This window comes from Janthinobacterium sp. P210006, from assembly GCF_036231885.1.
Taxonomy (GTDB): domain Bacteria; phylum Pseudomonadota; class Gammaproteobacteria; order Burkholderiales; family Burkholderiaceae_D; genus Janthinobacterium; species Janthinobacterium violaceinigrum.
In genome coordinates this window covers 1,065,081-1,077,502 of sequence record NZ_JAZARD010000002.1, presented here as the reverse complement: position 1 = coordinate 1,077,502, position 12,422 = coordinate 1,065,081, and the positions used below count along the sequence as shown (strand labels likewise).

Sequence of the window (12,422 nt, the reverse complement as noted above, 5' to 3'; positions counted from 1 at the left end):
AGCGCGACGGGACGGCCCTCCGGGGGCAATCGTTCCAATGCTGCGCCGGCACGCAGCCGCTAGCCTGCCTGCTCACTCCCGCTCCGGCGCGCAATATCTGTCCCGCCCCGTATGCTTGGCGCGGTACAGCAGCGCGTCGGCGGCGCGGATCAGGGCGCTGGGGTCCATGCCTTCCGTGGGCATGACGCTGGCCATGCCTAAACTGACGGTGACGTGGGGGCCGACGCTGGACCTGGCGTGGGGAATTTCCAGCGCGCGCACTTCGTCGAGGATGCGCTGGGCCACCACTTCGGCGCCGTCGCGCGTTTCCTGCGGCAGCAGCACGATGAATTCCTCGCCGCCGTAGCGGGCCAGCAGGTCGGGCGGGCGCACGGCGCAGCGGCGCAGGGCGGCGCTCACCTGCTGCAGGCACAGGTCGCCCGCCTGGTGGCCATACGTGTCGTTGTAATCCTTGAAATGGTCGATGTCGGCCATGATGATGGCCATCGGTACGCCGTCGCGCGCGCAGCGACGCCATTCGCTGTCCATCGTATCGTTGAAGCTGCGCCGGTTGGCCACGCCCGTGAGCGAATCGGTCAGCGACAGTTCGCGCATGGCGTCGGCCTGCCGCTTGATGGTCAGCTGGCTGCGCACGCGGGCGCGCACGACGGCCGCGTTGAACGGCTTCGTGATGAAATCGACGGCGCCTGCTTCCAGCGCCCGCGTCTCGTCCTCGGGCTGGTTCAGGGCCGTGACGAAGATGACGGGTATGGCGCTCAGCAGGGCCGATTCGCGCAGCGCGTTGCACACGGCATAGCCATCCATGCCGGGCATGACGGCGTCGAGCAGGATCAGGTCCGGCAGTTGATTATGTGCAATTTCCAGCGCCTTTTCGCCGCTCAGGGCGAACAGCACGTCGTGGTCCTCGCGCAGCAGCTGGTGCAGGATCTGGATGTTTTCCATGGCGTCATCGACGATGAGGATGCGCCCGTTCATGGCAAGGTTGGTCCAGCTCACTTGTTTTCCTCTCGTTTCAGCTGATCGAGCACGAGTTTTTCCGCTTCGGAAAAATTCAGCGTCTCGATCGCGTTGGCCAGCGCCAGGGCCGCTTCCCGGTCTGACTGTTGTATGGCGGGGTGCAGCGCATGGAATTGCGCCAGCGCCTTCAGATTATTATTGCGGATCAGGACAAGCAGCTTGGCCAGGCCGGCCCGCAGCTCGACCGGCGCGCTGCCGCCGGCATCTGCTGCCGCCTGGCTGCGCCGCCGGGGCGAGGGCAGGGTGCGTGCCGCTGCGATGACTTCGGCCATCGCCAGTTCCAGTTGTCCCAGCAGGGCTGTTGCCGCGTGTGCGCGGCCCCCTTGCAGCGCCTTTTCCGTGTCGCTGGCCAGGCTGGCGACGCGGGCCGCGCCCAGGTTGGCCGCCACGCCGCACACGCGGTGCAGCAGCTGCGCCGCCTGCTGCGCCTGGCCTTCGGCCAGCAGGCGCCGCGTTTCCTCGACGGCGTCGCCCTGCGAATTCTCGAAGCGCTTGAGCAATGCGAGGAAGGCGCCGTAATCGCCGCCGAAGCGGTGCAGGGCCGCCGCCAGGTCGATGCCGGGCACCGTGGCCGGCACGTCCGGCGCCTGCGCGGCGGCATTGCCGGCCTGGATAGCGCTGCCGCTGCCGCCCGCGAGCGCCGGCACCAGCCGGGTCAGGGTCTGGATCATCTCGTCCACATCGATGGGCTTGGCCACGTGGGCATTCATGCCGCTGGCGATGGCGCGCAGGCGGTCCTCGTCCATGGCGTTGGCCGTCATGGCGACGATGGGCAGGTCCGACAAGCCCAGCGCGCGGATGGCCAGGGTGGCATCATAGCCATTCATGACGGGCATCTGCAAATCCATCAGCACCACGTCCCAGGCGTCCGGCGTGCTGGCGAGCAGGTCGACGGCCAGCCGGCCATTGGCGGCCACGGCCACGCGCGCGCCCGAGTGCAGCAAAATGTACTGCGCCACTTCCTGGTTGATTTCATTGTCTTCCACCAGCAGCACGCGCATGCCTGCCAACAAGCCCGACAGGGGCGTGGACACGGGCAGTGCGGAAGGGGTGCTGCGGCCTTCGCGCACGGCCGTCACGGCCGCCAGCAGGCGCGCCGGGGTGGCCGGCTTCGAGACGATGCCGGCCAGCATCAGGCTGTCGGCCAGCCGTTCGAGGTTTTCGCTGTCCTGGTCGGCCACCAGCATGATCACGGGCGGCAGCACCAGGCGTTCATCGGCGCGCGCCTCGGTGAGCATGGAAATGCCATCCATGCCCGGCATGGCCGCGTCGAGCAGCACGATATCCACGTGGGCGGCCGGCGGCAAGCCGTCCGGGCCGCCGGCGTGGCGGCGCAGCAGCGCCAGGCCGGCCGCGCCGCCATCGGCGCTGCGGCTGTGCCAGCCCTGCGCCGCGCACCAGTCTTCCAGCATGGCGCGCACGCTGGCGTTGTCGTCGATGATCAGCAGCGACAGGGCCCGGGCAGCCCCCTTGCCGGACGGCTCGGGCGGCGGCGCCACCTTGTCGAAGCGGCAGCGGAAGCGGAAGTCGGAGCCTTCGCCCAGCGCGCTTTTCACGCTGAGCTTGCCACCCATCAATTCCACCATGCGCCGGCAGATGGCCAGCCCCAGGCCCGTGCCGCCGTATTTGCGGCTGGTGCCGCTGTCGCCCTGGGAAAACGCGTCGAAGATGTGTTCCTGCTCGGCCGCGCCGATGCCGATGCCCGTGTCGCGCACGGAAAACTCCAGCGTCGCGCTGGCCGCATCCTCTGCCACCTTGGCGATGGCCAGCACCACTTCGCCATGCGAGGTGAATTTGACGGCGTTGCCCACCAGGTTGATCAGGATCTGTTCCACGCGCAGGGCGTCGCCGACCAGTTCGTCCGGCACGCCCGGGTCGAGCACGAACACGGGCTCCACGCCGCGCGCCCAGGCGCTGCTGGCCAGCAGCACGCCGACGCTGTCGAGCATGCGTTCGAGCTGGAAGCGGCGCTGTTCCAGCACCATCTGGCCCGCCTCGATCTTGGAAAAGTCGAGCACGTCGTTGACGATGTTGAGCAGCGACTGCGTGGCCATCTGGATCTTGCCCACATAGCTGCGCTCGCGCCGTTCCAGCGGCGATTCTTCCAGCAGGCGCGCCAGGCCGATGATGGCATTCATCGGCGTGCGGATCTCATGGCTCATGTTGGCGACGAACTCGCTCTTCGCGATGCTGGCCGCCTCGGCCTTGTCGCGCGCGCGCACCATCTGTTCGTTCAGTTCGTGCAGGCGCAATTCCGTGCGCTTGAGCTCGGACACGTCCGAGGCCAGCACGAAAAAGCCCCGCACGCTGCCGCCGTCGTCGAAATCGGGGATGTAATTGGTCCACGTGTGGCAGACCTGGCCGGCGGGATCGAGCAGGTCGCGCTCGAAGCTTTGCGGCCGCCCCGCCAGCACGCCCTCGACGTGCGGTGCATACACGTCGAACAGTTCCTGGCCCAGCAATTCGCTCATGTGGATGCCGGCCAGCTCGGCGCTGCTGCGGCCGAACCACTCGTTATAGAAATTATTTGCGAACCGGCAACGCAGATCGGCGCCCCAGTACGACACCATGCCGGGCAGGTTGTCCGTGACGGTGCGGATGAAGCGCTCGTTCTGTTCCAGGCGCCAGGTGGTGGCGTGCAGCACTTCGGTGGCGCGCTTGCGGTCCGTGATGTCGATCGACACGCCCAGCACGTGGCTGGCGCGTCCCGCGTCGTCGCGCAAGACCACCTTGCGCGTGGTGAAGTGGCGCGTGGTGCCGTCCGCCGTGTTGATGGCTTCCTGTTCGATTTCCACCATCTGCCCCGTGGCCAGCAGCTTGCGGTCGGCGCTGACGAAGGCGGCCGCCTGCTGCGGCGGGAAGAAATCGTGGTCGGTCTTGCCCAGCAATTGTTCGCGCGAGCGTCCCAGGGTCAGTTCCGCGTGGCGGTTGACCATTTCAAAGCTCAGCTTGTCCGCGCGCTTGACGAAGACCATGGCGGGGATGTTTTCGATGATGGTGCCGAACAGGTGCTTGGAACGGCGGAATTCCGCTTCGCTGCGCTTGCGTTCGCTGACGTCCAGCCACAGGCCCGATACGCCCAGCAACTGCTGTTCCGGGCCGAAGATCGGGTGGTACGACACGATCCAGTGGCTGAACTGGTCGCGCTGCTGCCCGCTGTGGCCTTTCAATTCGATATCGACGATGGGCAAGCCCGTCTCCAGCACCTGGCGCACGCAGCGCTCCACGTCGGCGCGCACGGCGTCGTCGAACAGCATGGCGCCCACGGGACGGCCCAGATGCTGCGCCACGCTGGCCCCGTTGATGGCGGCCAGGTACTGGTTGATCATGACGATGCGCAAGTCCAGGCCCACGAACAGCATGCCGATGGGCGCCGTCGCATACACGGTTTCCAGCAGGCGCGTGGATTTTTCCAGGGCCAGCGTGCGTTCGGCCACCAGGCTTTCGAGTTGCGTGCGGTGGCGCCGCAGGTCGCGTTCCAGCGCGCCCAGGGCGCCTGCCATGTCGGCCGATTCGCGGTCCGTGTGCTTATTTGAAAGCAAGGGTTTGCCCTGTGCCAGCGCGTGTATCTGCAAGGTCAGTTCCTGCAGGGTACTGGCCAGGCGGCCGCCCACGCGCCAGGCCAGGGCAAAGCCGGCCGCCAGCAGCAGGGCCAGGATGACGGAGCCCGTGACTACCGAGCGCAGCAGGGCTTCGGCCACCGTGCTGGTGCGCATGGTGACGGCCACCGTCCAGGCGTCGCCGGGGCCGCGGCGAAAGCCCGTATACACGTCCAGGCCTTCCAGCGTGGCATGGCGCAGCACGCCTTCGCGCGCCTGGCGTATCTGTTCCAGCAGGGGTGCCACGCTGCGCTGGCCCACGTAGCGCTGCGGCGCCAGGGTGCGCGCCACGTTGATGCCGTCCCCATTGATGATGGCCGCGCCCAGGTAGGCGGGCAGGTGCAGCTCGCGCAGCAGCAAGGGCAGGTAATCGGGCGAATACAGCGCCGTCAGCACATAGGCGGGGCCCTGGTCGCGCGGCAAGGGCAGGTTCAGGGCCAGCTGCGGCGCGCCGTCGGGCGTCTTGGTCAGGCTGGTCAGCCGCGGCTTGCCATAGTCGCGCGTGCGTTCCATGCTGGCGGCCCATTTTTGCGGCAAGGGGGGCGGCGCCTGGCTGGCAGGCAGGGCCGTATTGACCAGCTGGCGCCCCTTGGCGTCGGACACGATGAAGGCATTGACGGCAAGGCCCGGCTGCAGCAGGCTGGCGGCCACGGCGCGCAGGGCGTTGAGGTCGTCGCCTTGCAGGGCGGGTGAGGCGGCCAGCACGCGCGCGGCCATCTGGGCGCCGCTCAGGTCGCGCTCGACGGCGGCGGCGACGGCGCGCGCCGCCTGCGCCGTTTCGCTGACCACATGGTCGCGTTCGCGTGTGTAGCTTTGCGCCACGAGCAGGAGAAACACCAGTGCCGTCGGAATGACCCAGGCGAGCACCAGCCATGAAATTCGCGAGCGTATCGAAGGCAAATCTTGCACCCGGAAAGCTCCCAGAATGGATGAATCGACAGGCAGGCTCACGCTGGCGCTGGCTGACGTTGAATGAAAAGATGCTAGACGAAATTGATTGTTCTGACAAGCCTAGTTTCTGGAGTGGAAAAAAGCTTGCTCAAGGCATACGGAAGAGGGTACGGCGCCGCGCGCTGGACGCCCTGCCCGCCATGGCGGCGGGCAGGCAAGGGGGCTTACGGGACGACGGTCAGCACGTCGACGTCGATCTCGGGGCTTTCCATGAAGTCCTTTTCCACTTCGCCACGGATTTCCACCTGGGTCCGGGCGTCGATCTTGCGGTTCATGAAGACCTTGTCGTCGATGTCCACGCGGATTTCCGCCGTGCCGTCCGAGAACGTGTATTTCTCCTTGCCCACCTTGCGCAGCAGGTGGCCGCGCAGCACGACGGCCTGGTCGTCGACGGGATTTTTCAGGATGGCGGCCACGTTGGCGGGCGCGGCCGGGCCGGCCGTCGGGCCCACGTACTGGGCGTGCGCGCTGCCGGCCAGCAAGGCGCAGCTGGCGGCCAGGGAGAGGAGCAGTGTGCGGTGCAGTGGCATGGTATTCCTTCGATAGTGACTGGCGCCTCAGAAAAAGACGGCGGTGCGGGCAATGATAGCACCGGTATTGCCATAGGGCATGTTCGCCCGCACGCTGCCCGTGCTGGCCACACCATCGTCGAGTTTGCTGTCGATCTGTTCCGCGTAGCTCTCGGGCAGGTTGTCGAAACGGATGCCGTTGCCGGCGCGCCCGCCCACTTCGTCGTTGTACAGGTAGACGGCGCCGCCCTGGGCGCTGGTCATGAATTGCGAGGTGCCGTTGAACGAGCCCGTAATGAAGCCGCCCAGCGCCAGGTGCTGCGGCGCCAGGGTGAATTCGCGCGGCTGGCCGTCGCCGATCTGGCCGTCGCCATTGCCGTTGCCGGCCGAGTTGGGCACGTGCACGGTGCCCTGGATATCGTCGCCGGGCAGGGCGCGGAACTTGTCCTGGTAGGCGTTGACGGCGGCCGTCAGCGAATTCGATTGCTGGATGATGTTTTTCACCTTGGCGCTGTCGATCAAGCCTTGCCCCTTGAGCACGCCGCCGAGCAGCAGGCCGATGATGACCAGGACGATGGCGATTTCTACGAGCGTGAAGCCGTGCTGGCGGCGTGGGAGCATGGGATTTCCTTGGAAAAAGTGCGAGTGCTTGGGATGGCAGTTTACTGCAAATGGCGCCGTACGCGCATGGCATTTCCGACGGCAGCTCATGGCGCGACCTTGGCTTTCTTGGTGGCAATTTCGTCGGCCTGTTGCCTGGCCAGTTCGTCGAGCCGGCGCGCCAGGAAAGCCAGCTCGTGCGGGTCGCTGATCTGGCCGCTGGCGATCAGGCCGCCGATCACCAGGCGGGCGCTGTCGAGCTGGTCCATGTCTTCCAGGATGAACGCTTCCATCTCGCGCACCCAGGACGGCACCTGCGGCCCCGTCGCCAGCTGGCGCAGCGCGCGCGCATAGCCGAGCGCCAGCGGCAGGTCGCGCAGCTGGTGTTTGGCCATCAGCACGGCTTGCGCCATGGCGGGCCAGCGGCGCTGCGGGTCGGCGGCAAAGCTGGCGGCCACAAAGGCCAGCATGCGCTGCACGCGCTGCGGGTCGGCCACGCCCGCATACACTTCGCTGGCGGCCACCAGCGCATACTGGCTGCGGGGATCGAGCGTTTGCGCCGTGTCCAGCCAGCCCGCCAGGCGGTCGTAGTCGAGCTGGCGCCACGGCAGGCTGACGCCGGGCTGGTCTTCGAACGATTGCAGGTACAGCAGCATGGCCTTGGCCATGGCCAGCGGCTCGCCCAGGCTGGCCAGGCGCGCCACGCCCGCCGGCGGCGGCGCAGGCAGGGGCCGCGCCTGGGCCGGGGCGTGCTGCTGCGCCGCCCGCCAGCCCAGCTGCAGCAGCAGGCAGGCGGCCAGCAGCCAGCACAGGGGGCGCGGCACCGTGGACCAGGGGCGTTGGGCGGTGGCCATCAGATGTTGCGGCGGTAAAAGTCGCACAGCGCGCAGCTGGCCAGCAAGCCGACATAGATGACGGTCTGCGCCGCCACGCCGGCCAGCGCCTGCCAGTCGCCGGTCGCGTACAGCAGCCACTGCGTGCGCGTAAAATCGTCGAGGCGGGGCAGCAGCAGGGCAAGCACGTCGATAGCGCCTGCCGCGGCCCGCTGCGCCACGGAGTCGCCCGCCTGCGGGCCGTGCGCCAGCAGCTGCAGGCTGCCCAGCATGCGCGCCAGCACATAGAAGCCGCCCGTGGCGGCCAGCGCGGGCAGGGCCTGCTGCAGGCTGGCCGCGCACAGCAGGCTGAAGGCGGCGACGATCCACAATTCGCCCAGCAGGGACAGGGCCCACAGCGCGCTTTGCGCGGGCGCGGCAAACAGCGCCATCAGCAGGCCGAACAGCACGGCGGGCACGGCCGCCAGCACCCCGTAGCCCAGCAGCTTGCCCAGCAGGTAGGCCGCGCGCGGCATGGGCAATGCCAGCAGCAGTTCCAGGCCCCGGTCGGCCGCTTCGCGCGCCATGCCCGTGATGATGAAGGTGGCCAGCAGGAAGACGCTGGCCAGGCGCAGGGTAGCCGCCAGCAGCGCCGCCTGCACGGCGCCGCTTTCCGTCAGCGCCAGTTGCTGCAGGAAGCCGGCCAGGGCGGCGGCGCCGCAGGCGGCCAGCACGAACAGCCACGGCAGGCGGCTGCGCAGCGCTTCGAGCAAGGTGTAGCGGGCGATGGTGAGGGCGGGAGCGAGCATGGGCATCAGCGGGGCAGCCTTTGTGCCGCCACCATGCGGTTGAACAGGATGTTCGGCGACAGCCAGGCGACGATATCGTCGAATTCGCCGCCGGGCTGCTGCGCACCGCTGGCGGCGCGGCTGATGAAGGTGGTGGCGTTCGATGCATTGTTGCGCTCGTCGACATTGTTGCCGAAAGGCACGGCCTGGCGCTGGCCCTGCACGCTGGTGGCGCCAAACGCGTTTTTGCCATGCGACATGATCATGGCGGGGATATCGTTCAAGGCCGTCGCCTGCAGCAGCGCGCCCCCATTGCGCGTGACGATGCTGATGTCGCGCGGCGTGGACAGGCTGAAGAGCTGGCCGCTGTCGCTGAAGGCGGGCGTCACGCTGTAGCGGAACAGGTTGTTCCAGCTGTCGCCCTTGCGCAGCCCCAGGGTGGCCCACGGCAGGAAGCCGGCGCGTTTTTCGCCATTGCAGCGCGTGCCGCGCCGGTCTTCCAGGCCGCTGAGGGGGGAAACGGCGGGACAGGGCAGGTAGCCGTAGCGCAGCGCGTAGCCCGTCAGCGCCTCTTTCGCTTCGTCCAGCGCCTTTTGCGTTTCGGCCACCTTGCGCTGCTCCAGCTGCACCGTCAGCGGCGTGACCAGGCCGCCTATCATCAGGCCCACGATGACGAGCACGATGGCGATCTCGATCAGGGAAAAGCCGCGCTGGCGCGGCCGGGGGCGATATCTATTGCTCATGGCAGGTTGCGCGCGGCGCGCATGCGTTGGTACAGGGTGGGCAAGGTGATCCAGGCCAGCATGTCGTCAAAGGCGCCGCCGGGCAGCGCGCCATTGCCGCTGGCGGGGCGGGCGATGAAACTGCGGCTGGCGCTGTCGTTGGCCGCTTCGTCGATATTGCCGCGCGCCGTGTTGACTTGCGCCACGCCGCTGGCGGCCGTGCCGTAGTGATCCTTGCCTTGCGAGAACAGCACGAGCGGCAGGCACTGGGCGCTGACGTCGCACTGGACCTGGCCCGCCACGAAGGCCAGTTCGCCGCGCGCGCCGCGCTCGAGCACGACTCGGTTGGCGATGGCGGACGACGAGACGATAGGCGCGCGCGCCATTTCCGGCGTGACGCTGTAGCGCAGCAGCTTGCCCCAGGCGTCGGTGCCCGCCACGCCCAGCGCCACCCACGGCAGGAAGCCGCTGCATTCGGCGTCGTCGGCGCAGTCGGCGGCCCGTTCGCGCCCGTCGAGGGCGGAGGCGGCAGGGCGGGGCAGGCGGCCTTGCGTGGCGGCAAAGCCCAGCAAGGCTTCGCGCGCCTGCGCCAGGGTGGCCAGGGTGCGCTGCTGGCGTTCGGCCTCGCCCGTGTTGCGGTCGAAGGCGTTGATCAGCAGGCTGGCGGCTCCCAGGCCCAGCACGGCCACCAGCAGCAACAGGGCGGCGCCGCGCTGGCGGTGCGGCTGGCGCTGGGCTAGACGCGGCGTCATGGCTGCGCCTCCTGCATTTCGGTGACGGTGCCGCTGGCCGGGTCGTAGCGCTGGCCAGGCTTGAGCCGCACCACCTGGCCCGTCGACAGGCGCAGGGTCAATGTGCCCGGATTGCCCGACTTGTCGCGCACGAGGCGGTTGTGCGGCTCGTTCTGTACTTCCTCGTTCAGCCAGACGGTGGAGCGGCCGCTGCTGCGCACCACGACGCCGTTCAATTCCACGGGCGGCGCGGGCGGCGGCGGGGGCGGGGGCGGCGCCAGGGCGGGATCGGCCGCGGGCGGTCCGTAGCGCTGCGCGTCGAGCTGGGCGCGCTGTTCGGGCGACAGGAACAAGCGTCCCAGCTGGGGCCGCTGTGCCTGGGCCTGGGCCGCGAACGCGGCGCCGGCCAGCAGCGCGCCCAGGACGAAGGCGCGCCTCATGGCCGCCCCAGCACGGGTACGCTGCCCAGGGTCAGCCACAGCAGCTCGCATTCGGCGCCCAGGGTGGGCGTTGCGCCGCTGCCGGCTCCGGCCGATGCCTGGCGCTTGAGCGTGCAATCCTGCACGGCGAAATAGCCGGCCTGGCGCAAATCGTCAAACAGGTTCAGCAAATCCATCTCGTGCAGCATATCCATCTGCAGGCGCATGCGGCTGCCGCGCAGGTGATATTGCCCCATCACCATGGGCAACGGCACTTGCAGCACTTGCTGGGGGCTGATGTCATAGCTGATCGGCAATAATTTGCGCTGTTCCTGGCTGCGGCGGATGGCGTCGATCCAGGCCAGGCGGTTTTCCTCGCCGATCAGGCCGCGCTGGCGCAGGGCCAGGAATTGCGGTTCGTAGGCGCGGATTTCCTGCTTTTCCGCTTCCGCGTGGTTGAACAGGGTGGCCGCCGCCGCGCGCGTATGCTGGGCCAGATCCAGCTGCTGCGCTGCACGCATGCGGTAGGCGGCGGTCAAGCTCAGCAGCACCAGGCTGGCCAGCAGGGTCAGCGCAAAGCACAGCAGGGCGCCGCGCACCAGGTGCAGCTCGCCCAGCCAGGCGGGCAGGGTGCGCGTGGGCGTGCCGGCCCGCTTCATGCCGGGCAGGGGCGGTTGCTTGACGGGGCCGCTCATGGCTGCCACGCGAGCAAGAGGGTAAAGCGGGCCTGGCTGTCCGGCGCGGGCGCGGCGCTCTTGCCGGACAGGGCCACGCTGGACCGTAAATCCAGCGGCGTCTCTTCGATGGTCACCTGCATGCCGGGCTGGCGCGCCAGCGTTTGCGCGAAGGCCGTGATGGCGGCCAGTGCCGCGCGGTAGTCATTGTTCGGCATGGCCACGTCCGCTTCCAGGCGCAGTGCCTGCGGCGGCGCCAGGGGAATGCCGGCCAAGGCGCTGCCGGGCGGCCCGCCTTGCTGCTGCTGCTGCTGCTGCTGCTGCTGCTGCGCTGGCTGGCTGCCGGCCGCGCGCGCGGGTGCCTGGCCCGCATGCCAGTGCAGCTGGCTGAGCGCAACCTGCGGCGCCTGGTCGAGGGCGGCGCTCAGCAGGCCCAGCAGCCGGCCCGGTTCCGGGGCCTGGCTGGCGATCATCTGGCCCAGGGTGACGGCCACTTTCATGTTCTGCGTCTTGGCCGGCGCGGGCGGCTGCGTCGACATGACGCTGCGGTAGCGCTCCTGGTACGACGCCGTTTCCTGCGCCAGGCGCTGCGTGGTACCGTCGTCGGTGATGCCACCGAGCAAGTTAATCGCGCACCACAGGGCTGCCGACGCGCCGATCAGCGCGCTGGCGCCATACAGCGTCTTGCGCGCGCGCTGGAAGTGGTAGTAGCGGGCCAGCGCGCCGGGCGGGTAGTGACTGGGCGGCGGCTGCTTGCCCAGCAAGGTCAGCAGCAATTCGTCGGCCAAGGCGGGCGTCTGGCGCAAGCCCACCCGCGCGCCGGCCAGCTGCAGGTCGATGAAGTGGTAAGCCACTTCCACGCCGTTGTCGCACAGCAGTTCGAGCTTGGCGATCTGCGCGGCCGGCGCCAGGATGACGGTATTGAGTACGTCGCCGCGCGCCAGCATGCGCGTGCTGGTGAGAAATTGCCGCGTTTTTTCCGTTTCCAGCGCGATATTCACGGCCACGCCATCGAGCGCGATGGTGGCCGTCTGGCGCGAAAAGCGCAGCTGGCCATTTTCGTAATAGCTTTGCCGCAAGCCGCCCGATTGCTGCGTGACCAGCAGCAGGTGTTCGTGCGCGATCGACAGTTTTTTTACGAGGGCGATGCTGAGCAGGCTGGTCGAATAGATGCCGGCCACGGGCACGCGCAAGTGTTCGAGCGCTTCCGTCCACGGCTGCAGCAGCGACGGGTTGGTCAGCGCGAAGAACAGCACCTGGTCGTCGTGGCGGCCCGTGCTTTCGCGCCCCAGCAGGGTGCTGCCCCGGTAGGGCGTGTCGCGGTGCAATTGCTGCTTGCGCCGTTCCAGCAGGGCGCGCCCCGCCTTGCCGCGCACGTGGGGCAGCAGCTGGCGCTGGAAATCTTCCTCGATCAAGTCCGTCAGCAGGTAGGCGGGCACGCCTGAGCGGTGAGCCTGCGGATCTTCCAGCCACGCGGCGAAGCCGTCCAGTCCGGCCGCGCTGGCGGGAAAGACGTGGCTTGGCCCCAGCACGCCATGGTTCCAGTCGTAGGCGCACAGGGCGTCGCTGGTGATGTAGAGTAATTGTTTGCGGAACACGG

The 12,422-nt window shown here is 68.4% G+C and carries 11 protein-coding genes; all 11 read right to left on the bottom strand.

Translation table 11 applies throughout. From position 1 onward, the window contains the following. Positions 1-72: 72 nt before the first annotated feature. The gene (locus VPH41_RS13200; protein WP_328570365.1) at positions 73-996 is read right to left on the bottom strand and encodes a diguanylate cyclase domain-containing protein; all 924 of its coding nucleotides are present in this window, start codon (positions 994-996) and stop codon (positions 73-75) included. Next, positions 993-5,453, bottom strand: coding sequence for a PAS domain-containing protein (locus VPH41_RS13195; protein ID WP_328570364.1), 4,461 nt, complete (start codon positions 5,451-5,453; stop codon positions 993-995). The genes VPH41_RS13200 and VPH41_RS13195 overlap by 4 nt, the downstream gene beginning before the upstream one ends. 278 nt (positions 5,454-5,731) lie before the next feature. Continuing rightward, a complete protein-coding gene (locus tag VPH41_RS13190) occupies positions 5,732-6,097 on the bottom strand; it encodes a NirD/YgiW/YdeI family stress tolerance protein (protein ID WP_328570363.1) in 366 nt (121 codons plus the stop codon). A 27-nt stretch (positions 6,098-6,124) separates the two neighbouring features. Continuing rightward, positions 6,125-6,697, bottom strand: coding sequence for a prepilin-type N-terminal cleavage/methylation domain-containing protein (locus tag VPH41_RS13185; RefSeq protein WP_152259650.1), 573 nt, complete (start codon positions 6,695-6,697; stop codon positions 6,125-6,127). Positions 6,698-6,783: 86 nt separating this feature from the next. Next, positions 6,784-7,530, bottom strand: a complete 747-nt coding sequence (locus VPH41_RS13180) for a hypothetical protein (RefSeq protein WP_328570362.1) — start codon at positions 7,528-7,530, stop codon at positions 6,784-6,786. Beyond that, positions 7,530-8,303, bottom strand: a complete 774-nt coding sequence (locus VPH41_RS13175; RefSeq protein ID WP_328570361.1) for an ABC transporter permease subunit — start codon at positions 8,301-8,303, stop codon at positions 7,530-7,532. The genes VPH41_RS13180 and VPH41_RS13175 overlap by 1 nt, the downstream gene beginning before the upstream one ends. After that, entirely contained in the window at positions 8,303-9,019 is a 717-nt protein-coding gene (locus tag VPH41_RS13170; protein WP_328570360.1) for a type II secretion system protein, read from the bottom strand. Before VPH41_RS13170 ends, VPH41_RS13175 begins: the two co-directional genes overlap by 1 nt. Continuing rightward, a complete protein-coding gene (locus VPH41_RS13165; protein ID WP_328570359.1) occupies positions 9,016-9,750 on the bottom strand; it encodes a hypothetical protein in 735 nt (244 codons plus the stop codon). The genes VPH41_RS13170 and VPH41_RS13165 overlap by 4 nt, the downstream gene beginning before the upstream one ends. Beyond that, complete coding sequence (locus VPH41_RS13160; protein WP_328570358.1) at positions 9,747-10,169, bottom strand: hypothetical protein; 423 nt, start codon at positions 10,167-10,169, stop codon at positions 9,747-9,749. Before VPH41_RS13160 ends, VPH41_RS13165 begins: the two co-directional genes overlap by 4 nt. Further along, positions 10,166-10,843, bottom strand: a complete 678-nt coding sequence (locus VPH41_RS13155) for a hypothetical protein (RefSeq protein WP_226941627.1) — start codon at positions 10,841-10,843, stop codon at positions 10,166-10,168. Before VPH41_RS13155 ends, VPH41_RS13160 begins: the two co-directional genes overlap by 4 nt. Continuing rightward, positions 10,840-12,420 (bottom strand): hypothetical protein, encoded by a 1,581-nt coding sequence (locus VPH41_RS13150; RefSeq protein ID WP_328570357.1) that lies wholly within the window; start codon positions 12,418-12,420, stop codon positions 10,840-10,842. The genes VPH41_RS13155 and VPH41_RS13150 overlap by 4 nt, the downstream gene beginning before the upstream one ends. Positions 12,421-12,422 lie beyond the last annotated feature (2 nt).